The sequence below is a fragment of the Fulverythrobacter ferritrahens genome, assembly GCF_020539485.1.
In the GTDB taxonomy this organism is placed as follows: domain Bacteria; phylum Pseudomonadota; class Alphaproteobacteria; order Sphingomonadales; family Sphingomonadaceae; genus Andeanibacterium; species Andeanibacterium ferritrahens.
Genome location: NZ_JACDXU010000003.1, coordinates 249,304 through 266,771, shown reverse-complemented (window position 1 = coordinate 266,771; position 17,468 = coordinate 249,304). Strand labels below are relative to the sequence as shown.

The following is a 17,468-nucleotide window of genomic DNA, read 5'->3' as shown; positions in this document are numbered from 1 at the left end:
GTATCAGCTCTTGTCCGGATCGGCGGGAGTGGCAGGTGCCGGGGCAGAGGGCGCAGGTTCCGCAGCGCCTTGGGCCGCACGGGCCTCTGCCGAAGCCGCCGGGGCAGCATCGGTGGATGCAGGTTCGCTGGCGACAGGGTTGGCAGCGGACGGCAGGGGCACCATTTCAACGCCGCCGCCATTGGCTGCATCGATGGTCGCATCGGGATGCTGTTCCATCACTCTGCGGTTCTGTTCCTGCCATTTCTTTTCCATCTCCTCCATTTCGGCTTCGCGGATCATGGTTTCGACCCCCGCGCGAAAATGGTTGGAAACGCGCCGGACCTTACCGATCCAGCGGCCCGCCGTCCTCAGCGCGGCAGGCATATCCTTGGGGCCGATGACGAGTATCGCCACGACCACGATGACCAGCAGCTCTTGCGCGCCGATATCGAACATTGTTTCAGCAGGGGCGAACCCCCTCCCTCATTCAGTTGGAGGCGGAGTTATCCGGCGTTTTTGCCTGAGCGGAATCGGCCTGTCCGTTCCCGTTCTTGGCCGCATCGATCCTGGCGGGCGGCGCTGCGGGCGTGTCATCTTCGTTGATGCCCTTGCGGAAGCTTTTCACTCCCTTGCCGAAATCGCCCATCATCTCCGAAATGCGGCCACGACCGAACAGCACGAGGATGATGACCGCGATAATCAGCAGCTGGACCGGCCCGATATTCATTATTGGAAACTCCGATGCTTTCCGCGCGAACCCTTAAACCACTTCGTCCGGCTTATCCAGCGTGGCGGAGCCTTCGGCATCAGACTTGTCCGTTTCAACGCCCGATTCGTCACCGCCCGCAGAGGTGAGGGCATCATAGGCGTCATCCACCGGATCAAGCAGGCCAGCGGCACGCAATTCGTCGATTCCGGGCAGGTCCCGGCGCGAGGCGAGCGAGAAGTGGCTGAGGAATTCAGGCGTGGTGGCATAGATCACCGGCCGCCCCGGAACTTCGCGCCGGCCGGCCACCCGCACCCAGCCTGCTTCCATCAGAACATCCAGCGTACCGCTGCTCGTCTGCACGCCGCGGATCGATTCGATTTCCGCGCGGCTGACCGGCTCGTGATAGGCGACAATCGCCAGAACCTCCGTGGCCGCGCGCGACAGGCGGCGGGCATGTTCGCGTTCGCGGCGCAGCAGATGCGCCAGATCGGGCGCGGTCTGGAACTGCCAGCGCTTGCCGCGTTCCACCAGCCTGATGCCGCGCCGGGCGTAATGCGCTTCCAGTTCCTTCAGCGCTTCCCGAACTTCCGCCCCTCCGAGATGGGCGGAGATGGCATCCACCGAAAGCGCTTCTTCGGCGGCGAACAAGGTCGCCTCCACGGCGCGCACCAGATCGTCTGCCTCGGGCTGACTACCGGGCGCGCCCGCAACCACCGCGTCAGTCATCTGGCCGCTCATCGCCTGTTCGTCGCTCATGCCTTGATCCGCCTGAGATGCATGGGGCCAAAGATTTCCTCCTGCCGGATTTCAGCCCTGCCCAACCGCGCCAGTTCCAACGCGGCCACGAAGCTGGAGGCCAACGCGGACCGCTGCAGCCTTTTATCCGGCCCGCCGGGCAGGAATTCGCGCAGTTCCATCCAGTCCAGCGTGACGCCCAGCATGGAAGAAACCCGCTCCAGCGCCGAATCCAGCGTCATCACCATCCGGTCGCGCACCATATGCACCGCCGGCTGGGTGCGCGCCTTCACTTGCCCATAAGCCTGGACCAGGTCGAACCAGTCGCACTGCCACAGATTCTTGCGATCCACCCGCAAGCCTTCCGGCGCGCCGCGCAGGAACACGTCGCGCCCGATCCGGTCCCGCCCCATCAGCCGGGCAGCCGCCTCGCGCATGGCGCCAAGCCGTTGCAGGCGCAATTGCAGGCGCAGGGCCAGTTCCTCGGGGCTGGGATCTTCCTGCTCCTCCTTGGGCAGCAGCATCGCGGATTTGAGATAGGCCAACCATGCCGCCATCACGAGATAATCCGCCGCCAGTTCCAGCTTCAGCGCCTCGGCCCGTTCGATATAAGCGATGTACTGGTCCACCAGGGCCAGGATCGAAATGCTCTTGAGATCGACCTTCTGCCGTCGCGCCAGATCGAGCAGAAGATCGAGCGGCCCCTCCCAGCCATCGAGTTCCAGATAGAGCGCCTCGGCATCGCCGGTGCCGGGGGCCGTACCGGAAGCGGCGGGAAGTTCCCAGGCATCCTCCGGCAACAGGGGGGGAATATCGTCAGCATCGGGGGCGGCATCCCCCTCGCTCATGCTGGTTCCCCGGCCAGGGCCAGCAATGCGTCCCGTTTTGCAAGCAGACCGGCCTGCCGTGCGCCGTTGAACGCGCTTTGCGTCACGTTGAGCGCCCGCTCCAGCCGGGCACTTGTCTCCTCGCTCATGGCGGGAAGGACATTGGTTATGCCTACCATGTCATCCATTTTCGCCCAGCAATTCAAGGCGATGTCACAACCCGCCGCAATCGCACGGGCGGCACGTTCCGGCACGGTGCCGCTCAGCGCCTCCATGTCCAGATCGTCGGTCAACAATAGCCCATCAAAGCCGATGCGCCGCCGGATAATCTCCCCCACCACGAAGGGAGAAAGCGTCCCGGCGTTCTCATCGTCCCACACCCGGTAGCGAATGTGGGCTGTCATCCCCACCGGCGTATCCGCCAGTGCCCGGAACGGGACGAGGTCGATTTCCAGTTCCTCCTCGCTCGCATCGACTACCGGCAGGGCCTTGTGGCTGTCCGCCAACGCCCGGCCATGGCCCGGCATATGCTTGATACAGCCCGCAATTCCCGCCCGGCCAAGCCCCTGCAGCACCGCGCGGCCAAGCGCCGCGACCCGCATCGGCTCGCTGCCCAACGCGCGATCCCCGATCACATCATGGGCGCCCGGCTGGCGAACATCGAGCGAGGGATGGCAGTCCACCGTGATGCCCACCTCGGCAAGGTCCATGCCCAGCGCTTCCGCATTGGCACGCGCGGCCTCGATCGCGCTGGCAGGGGCAATATCGTACAGCCTGTCGAAGGCCTCGCCTGGCGGGAAGCGCAGCCATTGTGGCGGCTTCATCCGCGCCACACGCCCGCCTTCCTGATCGATGCAGACGAACAAGCGGTCGCGCCCGTGAATCGCGCGCAATTCATCGGTCAGGGCGCGAAGCTGTTCCCGATCTTCGATATTGCGTCCGAACAGGATGTAGCCCGCCGGATCGGAATCGCGGAAAAACGCCCGCTCTTCAGCGGTCAGCCGCAGTCCGGAAAGGCCGAAGATCGCTGGTGTCATAGGCTGGGAAGCTCGCAGCTATAGGCCTGTTTCGCAAGCGCGGCCCACGCAGGGGTGTGGAAATTCACCCGCCCGCGACACAGCGCCTCAGGCCGGTTCAGGGCTTCACCTGACAAGAGCCACCGGAAGCGCGCAGGCTGCTGCACAGTGCATTTGCCCCGGCCATGTCGCCTGCCACCGCCTGCAGGCGATAGACCTTGCCGATATCGGCCTGCCCCTCGACAACACGGTGGCTTACCCCGTTCAGCACCTCGAACTGGCGGACGAGCTTCTGCCAGCCCTGCTCGGCGCTTGCACGGTTGGAATAGGCACCGACCTGCACACCAATGCCACCCTTCTGCTCGCTCGCAGCAGGCGATGCCGCCTCGGTGTCGACGCTGGGAGGCGGCGTGGCGTCTTCCGCCAGCTTGGCCTCCAGGCTCTTGCCCTCTGCCACGGCAAAGCTGGTGTCGCCCGTACCGGCAAAGGTCTTGCCGCCAGGATTTTCGGGCTTGGTCTTGTACGGCCCCGCTGGCGCTTCGATCGTGCTCCCGTCACCCGCCAGGGAAGAATCGGAATGATCGCGGGTGAACCACCAGATCGCCCCCACGATCAGCCCCACGGCGAGCAGGCCGATCACGGCAAAGGCTGCGATGCGGGCCGTATCGACGCCCTCCTCGGCATAATCCTCGTCGCTTTCGAGCCAGGGAAGCTGGTCCTTCCCATCCTCCAGGGCGAGCCGTGCGCCCGCTGCCCCGTCGCCGGTCCAGAGCCCTTCATTCTCGCTGTACTGATCCCCGATCGCCATATCTTACAGCTCCTCGACGGCCTCCACCCCCAGCAGACTGAGGCCGTTCTTCACAACCTGCCCGATTTGCTGGCCAAGGAAAAGCCTCGCCCCGGTCAATTCCGGCTGTTCAGTCAGGATGAAACGCTTTGAAGGGTCGTCATTGCCAAGGTTCCAATAGGCATGGAACGCCGCGGCAAGATCATAGAGGAAGAAGGCGATACGGTGCGGTTCGCGGGCGGCCGCAGCCGCTTCCACCATGCGGGGGAACTGCGCCGCAAATTTCACCAGCGCCAGTTCATCCGCACCAAGCCGGTCGAGATGCGCGTCGGACGGGGCGAGCCCTTCCGCCGCAGCCTTGCGCAGGGTCGAGTGAATGCGCGCATTGGCATATTGGACGTAGAAGACCGGATTGTCCTTCGACGCTTCCACCACCTTGGCGAAGTCGAAATCCATCTGCGCCTCGGGCTTGCGGGTCAGCATGGTGAAACGCACCACGTCCTTGCCCACTTCTTCCACCATATCGGCGATGGTGACGAAATTGCCCGACCGCTTGGACATCTTGGCCGGTTCGCCATCACGCAGCAGCTGCACCATCTGCACCAGCTTCACATCGAAGGGAATCGGCTTGCCCTGCCCTTCGGAAAGGGCGGCCACAGCAGCCTTGATCCGCTTCACCGTGCCAGCGTGATCCGCGCCCCAGATATCAATCAGTTCATCGGCGCTCTGGGCCTTCTGCAGGTGATAGGCGAGGTCAGCACCGAAATAGGTCCACTTGCCGTCGCTCTTGCGGATCGGGCGATCCTGATCGTCCCCGAACTTGGTTGAGCGGAACAGCGGAAGCTCCACCGGCTCCCAATCTTCCAGCGTCTTGCCCTTGGGAGCTTCCAGCACACCGTCATAGACAAGATCATGCTCGCGCAGCCACTTCTCCGCCGCTTCGGGCTTGCCCGCCGCCTGCAGTTCCGCTTCCGACGAGAACAGGTCGTGATGAATGCCCAGCATGGCCAGATCGGCCCGGATCATGTCCATCATCGCAGCCACGGCGCGGGTGCGGAACAGCGCCAGCCATTCCTCTTCCGCCTTGCCGAGATAGGCAGCCCCAAATTCCTCGGCCAGCGCCTTGCCCACCGGCTTGAGGTAATCGCCGGGATAAAGGCCAGCCGGAATCTCGCCAATATCCTCGCCCAGCGCTTCGCAATAGCGCAGGTAGACGGAGCGAGCCAGAACATCGACCTGGCCGCCAGCATCGTTGACGTAATATTCGCGGGTCACCTTATAGCCGGCATATTCCAGCAGGCTGGCAAGAGCATCGCCCACCACGGCGCCGCGGCAATGGCCCATATGCATGGGGCCAGTGGGATTGGCCGAGACATATTCCACATTCACCCGGCGCCCCTCGCCCATGGCGGAGCGGCCATAGTCGGCGCCAAGGGCGCCAATCGCGGCCAGTTCGCCACGCCAGGCGGCATCGGACAGGCGCATATTGATGAAGCCGGGACCTGCGATTTCCGTTGCGGTCACTTCCGGCAGCTCATCCAGCTTGCCGGAGATTTCGCCCGCCAGCACACGCGGATTGGTCGCCGCAGGCTTGGCCAGCACCATGGCGGCATTGGTCGCAAGATCACCATGCGAAGGATCTCGCGGTGGCTCCACCGTCACATTGGTGCGCGAAAGGCCAGCGGGCAGAGTGCCTGCGTTTTCGAGCGCATCGAGGACATCGGCGAGGTGGGCCGCAAAGGCGGCATGGATGGTCTTGGTTTCGGACATGGCAGGGCCGTTAGCGGGTTTGCGCCGCTTGCGGAAGCGGGAGCCGACTCAATGGCTCCCGTAACCTACGAAAAAGATCAGCGGGTGGCGTTGTAGGCCAGCTGCGCTTCGGAAAGCTGGAAGCCCACCAACAGTTCGAAATTGGCGCGGGCCAGCGCATCGCGAACTTCAGGCAGGGTCAACGGGTCGATCGCCGCGTCTTCCTCGCCGGCGCGCCGCTTGCGGTTGATCTTTTCCGCTACATCCGCCGGCAGGGTCGCTTCGGCGCGGCTGATATAGGCGCCCGCCGTTCCGCTGGCCTGAGCGCGTTCCTGCCCATCGGCGAACTGGAGCGTCACCGTTCCGACGCGCTTGGAGACGACCGCGCTGCCGCCACGCAGAACCGTGGAGAAATAGGGAATCTGCACGGTGCGAGCGCCGCGCGTATCGCTGCGGCGCGCCTGCACATCGAAAGTTGCGGTGGCGTAGACACGCTCGCTCGAATCATCGCAGGTGCTGCGCACATTGGTCATCACGGCCACCACATCGATCGCATCGGCGGTGCGAGAGGTGCCGTTGAACAGGGTGATGTCCCCGGTATAGGCCGGGATGCCGACGGCCGGGCAAACCCCGCGAAGCGCCGTAATACCGACGCCCTGGTCGATCACCAGCTGCCCGCTGCTCTTGCAGCCGGAAAGCACAACCGCACCGGCGGCCAAGGTCGCGATCATGGTAATGCGGCGAAGGCGAGCGGTCATGCAATGTCCTCAAGGTATAGCTATTCGCGCAGCCCTAGCCCTTTCGCCGCGCAGCGACAACCGCTAGAGCGTCCCGGATGAATGCTGCATTTCCAAATCAACCCGGCACCAGCGGCCGCAAGCCCCTCACATTGCTGATTGCCGCCCCGCGCGGCTTCTGCGCGGGCGTGGATCGCGCCATCGAGATCGTGGAGCGTGCGTTGTCCCGCTATGGCGCGCCGGTCTATGTGCGGCACGAGATCGTGCATAACCGCTACGTGGTGGATGGGCTCAAGGCCAAGGGCGCGATCTTCGTGGAAGAGCTGAGCGACGTGCCGGATGGCGTGCCGGTGGTTTTCAGTGCGCATGGCGTACCCAAGGCGGTCCCGGCCGAAGCGACCGCGCGCGGGCTGGAGTGGCTGGACGCCACCTGCCCCCTGGTTAGCAAGGTCCATCGCCAGGCTGAACGTCAGCTGGAATTCGGCCGCCACATCATATTCGTCGGCCACAAGGGCCACCCGGAGGTGATCGGCACTTTCGGCCAGGTGCCGGAAGGCGCGATGACTCTGGTCGAGACGGTCGAAGACGTCGCATCGCTCGATTTTCCTGCCGATGCGGAGCTGGCCTTCCTTACCCAGACCACGCTGTCGGTCGATGACACGGCCGAAATCGTCGAGGCGCTCAAGGCCCGTTTTCCCAATATCGCCGCGCCAAAAGCCGAAGATATCTGCTATGCCACCTCCAACCGCCAGGCAGCGGTGAAGGCCATTGCGCCGCAATCCCAGCTCGTTTTGGTGATAGGCGCGCCCAACAGCTCCAATTCGCTCCGCCTGGTGGAAGTTGCCGAGCGTTGCGGCGCGTCTGCCCGGCTGATTCAGCGGGCAAGCGAGATCAATCCCGCGTGGCTCGACGGCGTTGATACGCTGGGCCTGACCGCCGGGGCCTCCGCACCCGAAACGCTGGTGCGCGAAGTGGTGGATGCCCTGACGCAATGGCGCGATGTGGAAGAACACACTCTGGTGACGGCGGAAGAGAAGATGGTCTTCAAACTTCCCCGTCAGCTGGCGGACTGAGCCGCCATGGCAGTCTACACCCATCTGGGCGCGGAAGACCTCGCCGCGCTGATCGCTCATTACGATGTCGGCGAACTGGTTTCGGCCAAGGGCATTGCCGAGGGCGTCTCCAACTCCAACTGGCTGGTGGAGACGACGGGCCGCGAAGGCTATGGCGCGCGCTTCATCCTCACCATGTATGAGCGGCGCATCGAGCTGGGCGACCTGCCCTTCTTCCTCGGCCTGCTCGACCACCTTGCCGCGCATGACTGCCCGGTGCCGCGCACCATCCATGATCGCGAAGGCGCAGCTTTCCGGATGCTCGACGGGAAAGCGGTGGCGCTGATCGAATTCCTGCCGGGGGTTTCGATCGATCATCCCGAAGCAGAACAGGCCCATTCAGTGGGCCAGGCCCTTGCCGGAATCCATCTTGCTTCCGCCGATTTCTCGATGGTGAGGAACAACGATCTCAGCCTTGCGGGCTGGGACAATCTTGCAGGGGTTTGCGGCGAGGAAGGGCTTGCCCAGATCGATCCCGCCCTGCCTGCCATGGTACGAAACGAGCTGGCGTTCCTGCGCAATCACTGGCCATCGGATCTGCCGCGCTCCGTCATTCATGCGGATCTGTTTCCCGACAACGTGCTGATGATGGGGCATCAGGTCAGCGGACTGATAGACTTCTATTTCGCCTGTTACGACATTACCGCCTATGATCTTGCCGTAACCCATGCCGCATGGTGCTTTGCCCCGGATGGTCGCGGTTTCCAGCCGGAAATCGGCTCCGCGCTGATGAGAGGCTATGAAAGCGTGCGCGCCCTCTCGCCAGACGAAGTGGCCGCCCTGCCCGTTCTGGCGCGAGGCGCCTGCCTGCGCTTCCTGCTGACGCGCGCAGAAGACTGGCTCCACACGCCAGCCGATGCGCTCGTAACGCGCAAGGATCCGCTCGCCTTTGCCCGGCGGCTTGCCTTCTATGCCGATAATGGCGCCGCCGCCTTCGCCTCCGGGCCCCAGCCGAGCCTTCTGCCCTGATATGGTAACGCTGACGAAGGTCGAGATTTTTACCGACGGGGCCTGCAAGGGCAATCCCGGCCCCGGAGGCTGGGGAGCGCTGCTGCGCATGGGCCAGCATGAGAAGGAACTGTCAGGCTCCGAGGCCGAGACCACCAATAATCGCATGGAGATGATGGGCGTGATCAGCGCCCTGAAGGCGCTGACCCGGCCGTGTCAGGTTCATCTCCACACGGACAGCCGCTATGTGATCGATGGCATCACCAAGTGGGTGCATGGCTGGAAGCGCAATGGCTGGGTCAATGCCAGCAAGAAGCCGGTGCGCAACGCCGAACTCTGGCACGACCTGATCGAAGCCTCGGCCCCCCACAAGATCGAATGGATCTGGGTGAAAGGCCATAACGGGCATCCCGAAAACGAACGGGTGGACCGGCTGGCCAGCGAAGCTGCCGACCGCGCGGCAAGGCGATAGACCGGCGCTTCAGCCGAAGCGCGTGGCGAGGTAGAGATTCCGGTCCAGTCCTGCGGTGAGATCGTCGGCCGAATGGCCCAGGAGAATCTGGGCAGCAAGGCGCGCCGCCGCCGGGGCGGTCTGTATACCGAAGCCCCCTTGCCCGGCGAACCAGAAGAAAGCCGGATTGCGCAGGTCCGGGCCATAGACCGGCAAGCGGTCAGGCGCGAAGCTCCTGAGGCCCGCCCATTTGTGCTCGATCCGCTCAACCTGCCAGTCCACCACCTGTTCGAAGCGATCGATCGCGATGGCGACATCCATTTCTTCCGGCGCTGCATCGCAAGGGAGGCTGGGCGTCTCGTCATGCGGACTGAGCCACAGCCGCCCGCTCTCCGGTTTGAAGTAGAATTGCCCGCCCAGATCGACCACCAGCGGCAAGCCTCCATCGGCGGCTGGCACTGTGCGAATCTGCACTACCGTCCGCCGCAGGGGCTGGATGCCTAGCGGGCGGACACCCGCCAGCTCCGCCACGGGATCGGCCCAGGCACCCGCCGCGTTCACCAGAACGTCGCAGCGAATGGTCGAACCATCCGCCAGTTCCAGCCTCCATTCGCGATCATGCGCGGCGGACAGCAGCCCTGCCCGGCAGCGTAGCTCAACTCCTGCCCGTTTCGCTTCCGCAAGATACCAGCCATGGACGCCCGCCACATCGATATCCTTGCAGGTCGGCTCGCTCACGCCATGGCACCACTCAGCGCGCAGGCCGGGAACGATGCGCTCGATCTCGTCGCGTCCCAGCCGTTCAACTCGGACCCCTGCGCGGGCGAAGTCCGCAATGAAGGCCTCGACCTCCGCCTCCTGACCGGCGCGGGCGATATTCAAGGCGCCGCGTTCTCCCAGGAACCCATGGTCTTCCAGCCAGCCACCGGAAGCGGTGGTGAGCGGCTGCACCAGCGGCCCGCCATAGGTTTCTGCCCAGAAGGCGGCCGAGCGGCCCGTGGCATGGCGGCCCGGCGCATCCTCCGCCTCCAGCAATACCACACGCGCATGGGGACCCAGCTCAGCCGCAAGACTGGCCCCGGCCATTCCCGCACCGATTACCGCAATATCGAATCTGTCGCTCAAAAGTGCCTCACTGCCTGCGCGATGCGATTTTCGACAGGAAGCCGTCAATTGCCTCTAGGGCCTGATTTCTGACTTCATCAGCTTCGCGCAGAATTTCGTGGTGTGCTTCCGTGCCGAAGCGGAACAGTTCGCCATGAGGCAAACGGCGCACGGCCCGCTCGATGGCCGGGTAGGAAACCAGTCTGTCATTCTCGGTCGCCACCACGAAAACGGGTGTTTGCACCGCTTCCAGCACGCCCGGTCTTTCAAGCAGGCGGGTCGAGGCATAGGCACGCTCCACCCATCCCCAGCTCCCCGGCCCCATCACCAGTTCCGGCCGATGCTGGCGCCACCACAATTCATCCGAATAGCGATCCCGATCATGCGTCAGCAACTGGTCGCGCCCCTCGGGAACCTCTCCGGGCTTCTCGCTCCATTTCCAGGCCGGACGACGGCGATCGCCGAGCCCGGCCATCATTCCGGCAACGGCATGCATCACAGCCGAAGGCAGTCCCCAGGAATGAAAACCGAGCATCGGCGCCGAGAGAATCGCACCGTCGGCTTGCACTGCCTTTTCTGCAAGGGCACGCAAAACCAGGTGGCCGCCCATTGAATGACCGGCAATAATATGGGGGCCCGGCGTCTCGGCAATCCAGCGCGACCAGAACCACGCCAGATCGGCTATCCAAACGGCAAAGTCCGGAACATGCCCCGTCACCGCATCGTTGCCGAGCCGGCCTGAACCCGCCTGGCCGCGCCAGTCCGACGCGGTCACTCGCCAGCCATCTCGTGCCCAATGATCCAGAGTTTCGAGGTATTTCTCGTAGCAGTCGCCCCGGCCGGGCAAAAACAGGATGGAGCCCTTTGCTCCTCCGGTGGGCAAAGGCCAGTCTATCCGGCGGATTGGCCAGCCATCCTCGGCATGCCAGAAACTCTCGACTGCATTTACGGGAATAGCGCGACGGTTAACAAAGCCGGTCTGCGTTTGCGTTGCGTAGCTAATACGAGCCTCCTTGCCGTGGTTACTATTTGGTAAGCCCTTCAGAGTACCCGTGCCTCCTGAGACATTCAGGGGGCAAAAATGGACGACAGCTCGATCCAGTACGGATTGCTTGCCGCATTGGCAATTGCACTGCTCGTGGCGGCATTCACGGACATTCGTTCGCGCCAGATTTCCAACTGGCTCAACGCGGCCATAGCACTCGGCGCTCCGCTTTTCTGGTGGGCCAGCGGCCTTTCCGTCTGGCCCGGCGTTGCAATCCAGCTGGCTGTCGCCCTGGCGTGCTTCATCGTTCTGGCGGGGTTGTTCGCAATCCGGGCCATGGGCGGCGGTGACGTCAAGCTGCTGACTGCGCTGGCTCTGTGGATCCCTCCCTCGCAATTCGCGACGCTGCTGATCGTCATGGCGCTGGTCGGCGGCCTGCTGACCGTCGTGCTGGGCGGCTGGCACGTTGCGCGGCGCCAGCGCGACCGGCTCGCTGTGCCTTACGGCGTCGCGATTGCCTGTGGCGGCCTGTGGGTTCTGGCAGCCAACTATCTGCCCGCAGCCCATGCTGCCAGCGGGCAGTTTGGGTGAACGGGATGTTAACCATTCTCGCCGATATTCAGGCGATTGAAATTCCTTACGGCCACTGAAGGGGCGTGATCCAAGATGGACAGGAAGAAACTGGTACTGTTGCTTGTGGCACTGATCGTCGCGATCGGGACGGCAATGGCGGCCCGCAACATGCTGGCGGGCTCATCCGCGCCCCAGGCCGCGGCCGCGCCGCAGGAACCTGAAGGCCCCAAGGTGCTGGTCGCACAGCGCGCCCTGCCCGTAGGCACCATCATCACCGCTGACGCCGTGGCCTATCAGCTCTGGCCGAAGGAAATGGTGCAGGATGCCTATTTCATCGACGGCGAGGCGGACATGAACACGCTGCTCGGCACCGTGGTGCGCCATGCGATTACCGCCGGCGAACCCGTGACGCAGGGCTCTCTCGTGGCACCGGGCGATCGCGGCTTCCTGGCCGCAGCGCTCGGGCCCGGCATGCGCGCCGTGACCGTGCCCGTTTCCGCCAAGACCGGCGTGGGCGGCTTCGTCTTCCCGGGGGATCGTGTCGATCTGGTCCTGACGCAGACGGTCGGTGGCAACGATTCTGGTCAGACCCTCAAGGCCGCCGAGACGATCCTGCGCAACATTCGCGTGCTGGCCACCGATCAGTCCACGGAAACCACTCACACGCCCGAGGGCAAGACAGTGGTCCGCGATTTCCGCACCGTGACGCTGGAGGTTACGCCGAAGATTGCCGAGAAGGTGGCCGTGGCCCAGACGATCGGCACGCTTAGCCTGTCGCTGCGCTCGATCGCTGATAACCAGTCCGATCTCGAACGCGCCATCGCCTCGGGCGAAGTGAATATCCCCGAAGGCGCATCGAAGGCCGAAGAGGAAGGGTTCCTCCGCACGGCACTGAGCCGCCCTCGCGACGGCGCAAGCAGCTTCGTGACTGGCGGAGACGTGTCCCGCTTCCAGCGCAGCAGCATGCCGCGCACTGACACGCCGCCGCCGGCCGCCTTCGCCTATGCCGGCAATGCCGGCTCCGGTTCCGGCGATCGCGGTGCGAATGCTCCGGTCCGGACCGGCCCGGTAGTGAATGTTACCCGCGGCAAGACCACTGTCGCCGTTCCGGTGGGGAAGTAACCCGATGATCTCTTCCACCACTTACGCGTCATGCGAGCGAATTCAATTGAGGGGCAAAACCATGAACCGCCGCCTTTTCGCCACTCTGCTGACCGCGGCTGCCGCGATCGCGCCCGTGGCAGTCACACCTTCCGGGGTAGCTTACGCCCAGTCCGTGATGCGGCCTTCCGCCGATGTCGTTCTTTCGGTCGGTCGCGGCCAGTTGGTGACCGTGCCCGGCAACATGACCGACATCTTCGTTGCCAATGAGGCTATCGCGGACGTCCAGGTCAAATCGCAGCGCCAGCTCTACGTCTTCGGCCTTTCCGGGGGTGAGACCACGGTCTACGCCAGCAACGCGGCCGGTGATGTCGTGTGGGCCGCGAATGTCCGGGTCGGCTCCAATATCGACAGTATCGACCAGATGCTGGCCCTCGCCATGCCCGAAGCAAAGGTGTCGGTCGCCACGATGGGAAGCAATACCGTGCTGCTGACCGGCACGGTGGCCGCCCCCGAAGACGCCGCCGAAGCCGAGCGCCTGGTAAAGGCATTCGTGGGTGAGAATTCGAATGTCGTGAGCCGCCTGAAGACGGCCACGCCGCTACAGGTCAATTTGCAGGTGAAATTCGCCGAAGTCAGCCGTTCTCTGGTGAGAACGCTGGGCGCCAATCTCACTTCGATCGACAGCTCCAGCGGGTTCCAGTTCGGTGTGGGCAGCGGGCGTGAGGGCTTTGCCTCGTCTTTCCGGCCGAATTCGACTCCTGGCGGCTCTGCGCTGGGCGCGGGCAGCAAGGTCAAAGTGCAGATCCCGGACATCAATAATCCCGGCAAATATATCCAGGTCGACGGAACTGCCATAAATACCATCGCCAATGGCACGACCCTGTCCGGAGCAGGCAAGCTTCTGGGCCTCGACCTGCTCGGCGCGCTGGATCTCGCCGAGCGGGATGGCCTTGTCACAACGCTTTCCCAACCCAACCTTACCGCGCTTTCCGGCGAAACGGCAGATTTCCTGGCCGGCGGTGAATTCCCCATCCTGACGAGTCAGGGCCTTGGCACCACCTCAGTAGAATACAAGAAATACGGCGTCAGCCTGGCCTATACGCCCACCGTGCTGGCCAATGGCCGGATTTCGATCCGCGTGCGGCCGGAAGTTTCAGAATTGTCCAGCCAGGGCGCGGTGACGATGAATAATTTCACCGTCCCGGCCCTCACCGTGCGGCGTGCGGAAACTACCGTCGAACTCGGCTCCGGTCAGAGCTTCATGATAGCCGGCCTGCTGAGCAACAGCTCACAGAACGCCATCGACAAGGCTCCGGGCCTGGGCGACGTGCCGATCCTGGGTAATCTCTTCAAATCGACCGAATTCCAGAAAGGTCAGACCGAACTGGTAATCGTGGTCACGCCCTATCTGGTGAACCCGGTTGACGCGAATGACATCAAGCTGCCCACCGATGGCCTGCGCAGCCCTACGACAGCCCAGCAGCTGCTCGGCAATATCGATAATGACGGCGTGACGGGCGGCGATCGCCCGAAGCCACAGGCAGTAGGCCAGGGTGCCAATGCTCCCCGGCTCGGGATGGATGATTACGATACCAGCGGCGACGACAAGGACCGTCCGCGCAGCGGCAAGGCCGAACGTCGCGCCGATGCCGAAGCGACGCCCGGTTTCAGCCTCAAGTGAGAAAGGTGAACACGATGCTCAACCGTTTGACCAAACCGGCCGCCCTAGCGCTGGCTCTCACTCTGGGCCTGTCGCTCTCCGCCTGCGCCGGCGAGCCGACCAACCGCACACTCGACTCCATCAAGCAGCCCGTCGTCGATCGTTCGAACTTCACGTTTGAACTGGATGCAAGTTCGGGCGGCCTTCCCATTCCCGAACAACAGCGGCTGAATGAATGGTTCGCTGCGATGGACCTGCGCTATGGCGATCGCGTCTCGATCGACGATCCGCTCGCCAGCGCGCAGACGCGCCAGAAAGTGGCCGAGATCGCAGCTCGTTACGGCATTCTCGTCAGCGAAGGTGCGCCGGTGACGGAAGGCATGGTGATGCCTGGCAAGGCACGCGTAGTGGTCACCCGCTCGAAGGCTTCCGTGCCGGGCTGCCCGGATTGGGGAGACAATTCGGCCACCAACTACAACAATGGCACCAATGCCGGGTTCGGTTGCGCCGTAAACAGCAATCTTGCCGCGATGGTCGCCGATCCGGAACATCTAATCCACGGCGCCAAGGGCACGGGCGAAACGGTGATCATGACGTCCAACAAGGCAATTGCCACCTATCGTGCCAAGGCTCCTACCGGGCAGGAGGGCCTGAAGAGCAGTAGCACCAGCAATGCCAGCCAGGGAGGGAACTGAACATGAATGCTCCCTGGAAATCGGGTGGCCCCAACGGACGCGATCCCTTCGCCGCCTTCGTGTGTGACGAGACTGCACTCGATGTGCTGCGCCCTGTCGCCATCGAAATGGGCTGGCAGCCGGAAAAATGCGCAAAGGGCGGCCTTCGCAACGCCATCCAGTCACTCTCGGTCAGCGCCAGCCCGAATATCCTCATGGTGGACTTGTCGGAAAGCGGCGATCCGCTGAACGACATCAACGCTCTTGCCGAGGTTTGCGAGCCCGGCACAGTCGTGATCGCTATCGGGCAGGTGAACGATGTTCGCCTCTATCGCGATCTCCTCGCCAGCGGGATTCACGATTACCTCCTCAAGCCGCTCTCCTCGGGCCAGGTGCGCGATGCGCTGGTGCAGGCGCAGGGGGTCTTTTCCGCGCCCAAGGCCATTGAAGCCAATGCCGCGAACCGGCATATTTCGACCGCCGTCGTGGGCACGCGGGGCGGTGTCGGGGCGTCCATGCTTGCGACTTCGCTCGCCTGGCTGTTCTCGACGGATCAGAAGATGCCGACGGCACTGCTCGATCTCGACATCCATTTCGGCACCGGCGCCTTGACGCTCGATCTCGAGCCCGGACGCGGCCTGACCGACGCGATCGACAATCCGAGCCGTATCGACGGGCTTTTCATCGAGCGGGCGATGATCCGCGCCAATGACAACCTCTCGATCCTTTCGGCCGAGGCCCCGATCAATTCGCCGCTCATCACCGACGGGTCGGCCTTCGTCCAGCTCGAAGAAGAATTCCGTCACGCCTTCGAAATGACGGTAATCGACCTGCCGCGGAACATGCTGATCAATTTCCCGCACCTGCTGGCAGACGTGAACGTGGTCGTCGTGGCCACGGAAATGACGCTGGCTTCCGCGCGCGATGCGATCCGCATTCTTTCCTGGCTCAAATCGAACGCTCCGCATGCGACGCCGATTGTTGTCGCCAACAAGATCCAGCCGGGCCTTGGCGAAATCACCAAGGCTGATTTCGAGGCATCGATCGAGCGCAAGATCGATTTCAGCATTCCGTTTGACCAGCGCGCCGCAGTGAATGCAGCCAAGCTCGGCCAGACATTCGTCGATGCCAACCGCTCGACCAAGGCCGCGAGTGTCATTCGCGAACTCAGCGACAGCGTGATCGGTTCCGGCGGCGAGGGAGTGGCCATGATGCGCGAGGCGGGCGGCAAATCGCTCCTCGGCAAGTTCGATCTGAAGTCGCTCATCGCCCGGAAGGGTAGCCGGAAAGCGGCTGCGACCGTTGAATGAGCCATGAGTTGTAAAGGCGGAGCCAGGCCATGAATTTCCTGCAGCTGGGACTGCTCTTGTTCGGCATTGTGACGGTGATGGGGCTCGCTTATGCTGCCTTTTCCGGCCCTTCCGCCGCAAAAGAAGGTGCGCGCCGCCTTCAGAACGTGCGCTATCGCCACTCTGAAAGCACCGTCGACAAGGTCGAATCCCAGCTCAAGAAGGCCATAGCAGCGCGTCGGCCGAAGATGCACCGTGTGGCCGGCTCGACTTCCCGGCTGGATGCTCTCGCCCTGCGCCTGCACCGCAGCGGCAAAAGCTGGACGATCACCCAATATCTCTACGCATCGGTCGGTATCGCGCTGACTGTGACTGTCCTCATCTTTCTCAAAAGCGGGGCCTTGCTGCTTGCACTTGGCATCGGCATTCTGCTGGGGGCCGGCATTCCGCATCTGGCGGTCAACTACAGCATCAGCAAGCGAACCAATGCGTTCAACGCGAGGTTTCCCGATGCGATCGAACTACTGGTGCGCGGCCTGCGCTCAGGTCTGCCCGTAACCGAAACGCTGACGGTGGTCGCCAGTGAAATCCCCGGCCCGGTGGGCGAGGAATTTCGCGCGATCGTGGATCGGATCAAGGTCGGACGCTCGATGGAGGAAGCCCTCCAGGTCACCGCAGACCGCCTCGGCACGCCGGAATTCCAATTCTTCTGCATCACTCTGGCGATCCAGCGCGAAACGGGCGGCAATCTCGCCGAGACCCTTTCCAACCTGGCCGATGTGCTGAGGAAACGCGCGCAGATGAAGCTGAAGATCCGGGCCATGAGCTCGGAATCCAAAGCCTCAGCCTATATCGTCGGCGCCCTGCCCTTCATGGTTTTCGGGATGATCTACTGGGCCAATCCCAAATATCTCAGCGCCTTTTTCGTTGATGATCGCCTGATCGTCGCCGGTATCGGCGGCTTCATCTGGATGGGCATCGGGGTTCTGGTCATGGCCAAGATGGTCAGCTTCGAGATCTGATCGG

The 17,468-nt window shown here is 63.4% G+C and carries 19 protein-coding genes; 9 read left to right on the top strand and 10 right to left on the bottom strand.

Annotated elements, in window-relative coordinates:
* Positions 1-3: 3 nt before the first annotated feature.
* From tatB to H0274_RS13355, 8 genes are all read right to left on the bottom strand, one after another.
* Positions 4-438, bottom strand: a complete 435-nt coding sequence (gene tatB / locus H0274_RS13390) for a Sec-independent protein translocase protein TatB (protein ID WP_226795992.1) — start codon at positions 436-438, stop codon at positions 4-6.
* Between the two features lie 31 nt (positions 439-469).
* Positions 470-709 carry a twin-arginine translocase TatA/TatE family subunit gene (tatA, locus tag H0274_RS13385; RefSeq protein ID WP_226795991.1) on the bottom strand — a complete coding sequence of 80 codons (240 nt, stop codon included), beginning with the start codon at positions 707-709 and terminating at the stop codon, positions 470-472.
* A gap of 33 nt (positions 710-742) precedes the next feature.
* Positions 743-1,417, bottom strand: coding sequence for an SMC-Scp complex subunit ScpB (gene scpB / locus H0274_RS13380; RefSeq protein ID WP_226796166.1), 675 nt, complete (start codon positions 1,415-1,417; stop codon positions 743-745).
* A gap of 26 nt (positions 1,418-1,443) precedes the next feature.
* Complete coding sequence (locus H0274_RS13375) at positions 1,444-2,274, bottom strand: segregation and condensation protein A (RefSeq protein ID WP_226795990.1); 831 nt, start codon at positions 2,272-2,274, stop codon at positions 1,444-1,446.
* Positions 2,271-3,290: a beta-N-acetylhexosaminidase gene (gene nagZ, locus H0274_RS13370; RefSeq protein ID WP_226795989.1), complete on the bottom strand. Its 1,020-nt coding sequence runs from the start codon at positions 3,288-3,290 to the stop codon at positions 2,271-2,273. The genes H0274_RS13375 and nagZ overlap by 4 nt, the downstream gene beginning before the upstream one ends.
* A 97-nt stretch (positions 3,291-3,387) precedes the next feature.
* A complete protein-coding gene (locus H0274_RS13365; RefSeq protein WP_226795988.1) occupies positions 3,388-4,077 on the bottom strand; it encodes an SPOR domain-containing protein in 690 nt (229 codons plus the stop codon).
* A 3-nt stretch (positions 4,078-4,080) separates the two neighbouring features.
* Complete coding sequence (gene argS / locus H0274_RS13360) at positions 4,081-5,826, bottom strand: arginine--tRNA ligase (protein WP_226795987.1); 1,746 nt, start codon at positions 5,824-5,826, stop codon at positions 4,081-4,083.
* 77 nt (positions 5,827-5,903) lie between these two features.
* Positions 5,904-6,563 carry a hypothetical protein gene (locus tag H0274_RS13355; protein WP_226795986.1) on the bottom strand — a complete coding sequence of 220 codons (660 nt, stop codon included), beginning with the start codon at positions 6,561-6,563 and terminating at the stop codon, positions 5,904-5,906.
* Positions 6,564-6,640: 77 nt separating this feature from the next.
* Between H0274_RS13355 and ispH the strand changes: the two genes are divergently transcribed.
* From ispH to rnhA, 3 genes are read left to right on the top strand one after another with little or no spacing between them, the layout of a single operon-like run.
* Complete coding sequence (ispH, locus tag H0274_RS13350) at positions 6,641-7,615, top strand: 4-hydroxy-3-methylbut-2-enyl diphosphate reductase (RefSeq protein WP_226795985.1); 975 nt, start codon at positions 6,641-6,643, stop codon at positions 7,613-7,615.
* A gap of 6 nt (positions 7,616-7,621) precedes the next feature.
* Positions 7,622-8,623 (top strand): homoserine kinase, encoded by a 1,002-nt coding sequence (gene thrB / locus H0274_RS13345; protein ID WP_226795984.1) that lies wholly within the window; start codon positions 7,622-7,624, stop codon positions 8,621-8,623.
* A gap of 10 nt (positions 8,624-8,633) precedes the next feature.
* Positions 8,634-9,074: a ribonuclease HI gene (rnhA, locus tag H0274_RS13340; RefSeq protein ID WP_226796165.1), complete on the top strand. Its 441-nt coding sequence runs from the start codon at positions 8,634-8,636 to the stop codon at positions 9,072-9,074.
* 9 nt (positions 9,075-9,083) lie between these two features.
* Here the strand turns inward: rnhA and H0274_RS13335 are convergent, their stop codons facing one another.
* Together H0274_RS13335 and H0274_RS13330 are read right to left on the bottom strand one after the other, a co-directional pair.
* Positions 9,084-10,178 (bottom strand): NAD(P)/FAD-dependent oxidoreductase, encoded by a 1,095-nt coding sequence (locus H0274_RS13335; RefSeq protein WP_226795983.1) that lies wholly within the window; start codon positions 10,176-10,178, stop codon positions 9,084-9,086.
* A 7-nt stretch (positions 10,179-10,185) separates the two neighbouring features.
* Positions 10,186-11,112 (bottom strand): alpha/beta hydrolase, encoded by a 927-nt coding sequence (locus tag H0274_RS13330; protein WP_319018284.1) that lies wholly within the window; start codon positions 11,110-11,112, stop codon positions 10,186-10,188.
* Positions 11,113-11,238: 126 nt separating this feature from the next.
* Between H0274_RS13330 and H0274_RS13325 the strand changes: the two genes are divergently transcribed.
* From H0274_RS13325 to H0274_RS13300, 6 genes are all read left to right on the top strand, one after another.
* Positions 11,239-11,733 carry an A24 family peptidase gene (locus tag H0274_RS13325; RefSeq protein ID WP_226796163.1) on the top strand — a complete coding sequence of 165 codons (495 nt, stop codon included), beginning with the start codon at positions 11,239-11,241 and terminating at the stop codon, positions 11,731-11,733.
* A 75-nt stretch (positions 11,734-11,808) separates the two neighbouring features.
* The gene (gene cpaB, locus H0274_RS13320) at positions 11,809-12,837 is read left to right on the top strand and encodes a Flp pilus assembly protein CpaB (RefSeq protein ID WP_226795982.1); all 1,029 of its coding nucleotides are present in this window, start codon (positions 11,809-11,811) and stop codon (positions 12,835-12,837) included.
* Positions 12,838-12,898: 61 nt separating this feature from the next.
* Positions 12,899-14,500 carry a type II and III secretion system protein family protein gene (locus tag H0274_RS13315; RefSeq protein WP_226795981.1) on the top strand — a complete coding sequence of 534 codons (1,602 nt, stop codon included), beginning with the start codon at positions 12,899-12,901 and terminating at the stop codon, positions 14,498-14,500.
* A gap of 14 nt (positions 14,501-14,514) precedes the next feature.
* Positions 14,515-15,174 carry a CpaD family pilus assembly protein gene (locus tag H0274_RS13310; RefSeq protein WP_226795980.1) on the top strand — a complete coding sequence of 220 codons (660 nt, stop codon included), beginning with the start codon at positions 14,515-14,517 and terminating at the stop codon, positions 15,172-15,174.
* A gap of 2 nt (positions 15,175-15,176) precedes the next feature.
* Positions 15,177-16,463, top strand: a complete 1,287-nt coding sequence (locus H0274_RS13305) for a P-loop NTPase family protein (protein WP_226795979.1) — start codon at positions 15,177-15,179, stop codon at positions 16,461-16,463.
* Positions 16,464-16,492: 29 nt separating this feature from the next.
* Positions 16,493-17,464, top strand: coding sequence for a type II secretion system F family protein (locus tag H0274_RS13300; protein ID WP_226795978.1), 972 nt, complete (start codon positions 16,493-16,495; stop codon positions 17,462-17,464).
* The last annotated feature ends 4 nt before the right edge of the window (positions 17,465-17,468 follow it).

Bases quoted from the DNA above. Each gene is read 5' to 3' on its own strand.
- thrB (WP_226795984.1), top strand. From the start codon at position 7,622: ATGGCAGTCTACACCCATCTGGGCGCGGAAGACCTCGCCGCGCTGATC.
- ispH (WP_226795985.1), top strand. From the start codon at position 6,641: ATGAATGCTGCATTTCCAAATCAACCCGGCACCAGCGGCCGCAAGCCC.
- tatA (WP_226795991.1), bottom strand. From the start codon at position 709: ATGAATATCGGGCCGGTCCAGCTGCTGATTATCGCGGTCATCATCCTC.
- nagZ (WP_226795989.1), bottom strand. From the start codon at position 3,290: ATGACACCAGCGATCTTCGGCCTTTCCGGACTGCGGCTGACCGCTGAA.
- H0274_RS13305 (WP_226795979.1), top strand. From the start codon at position 15,177: ATGAATGCTCCCTGGAAATCGGGTGGCCCCAACGGACGCGATCCCTTC.
- tatB (WP_226795992.1), bottom strand. From the start codon at position 438: ATGTTCGATATCGGCGCGCAAGAGCTGCTGGTCATCGTGGTCGTGGCG.
- H0274_RS13315 (WP_226795981.1), top strand. From the start codon at position 12,899: ATGAACCGCCGCCTTTTCGCCACTCTGCTGACCGCGGCTGCCGCGATC.
- scpB (WP_226796166.1), bottom strand. From the start codon at position 1,417: ATGACTGACGCGGTGGTTGCGGGCGCGCCCGGTAGTCAGCCCGAGGCA.
- cpaB (WP_226795982.1), top strand. From the start codon at position 11,809: ATGGACAGGAAGAAACTGGTACTGTTGCTTGTGGCACTGATCGTCGCG.
- H0274_RS13365 (WP_226795988.1), bottom strand. From the start codon at position 4,077: ATGGCGATCGGGGATCAGTACAGCGAGAATGAAGGGCTCTGGACCGGC.
- H0274_RS13355 (WP_226795986.1), bottom strand. From the start codon at position 6,563: ATGACCGCTCGCCTTCGCCGCATTACCATGATCGCGACCTTGGCCGCC.
- H0274_RS13375 (WP_226795990.1), bottom strand. From the start codon at position 2,274: ATGAGCGAGGGGGATGCCGCCCCCGATGCTGACGATATTCCCCCCCTG.
- H0274_RS13300 (WP_226795978.1), top strand. From the start codon at position 16,493: ATGAATTTCCTGCAGCTGGGACTGCTCTTGTTCGGCATTGTGACGGTG.
- argS (WP_226795987.1), bottom strand. From the start codon at position 5,826: ATGTCCGAAACCAAGACCATCCATGCCGCCTTTGCGGCCCACCTCGCC.
- H0274_RS13310 (WP_226795980.1), top strand. From the start codon at position 14,515: ATGCTCAACCGTTTGACCAAACCGGCCGCCCTAGCGCTGGCTCTCACT.
- H0274_RS13325 (WP_226796163.1), top strand. From the start codon at position 11,239: ATGGACGACAGCTCGATCCAGTACGGATTGCTTGCCGCATTGGCAATT.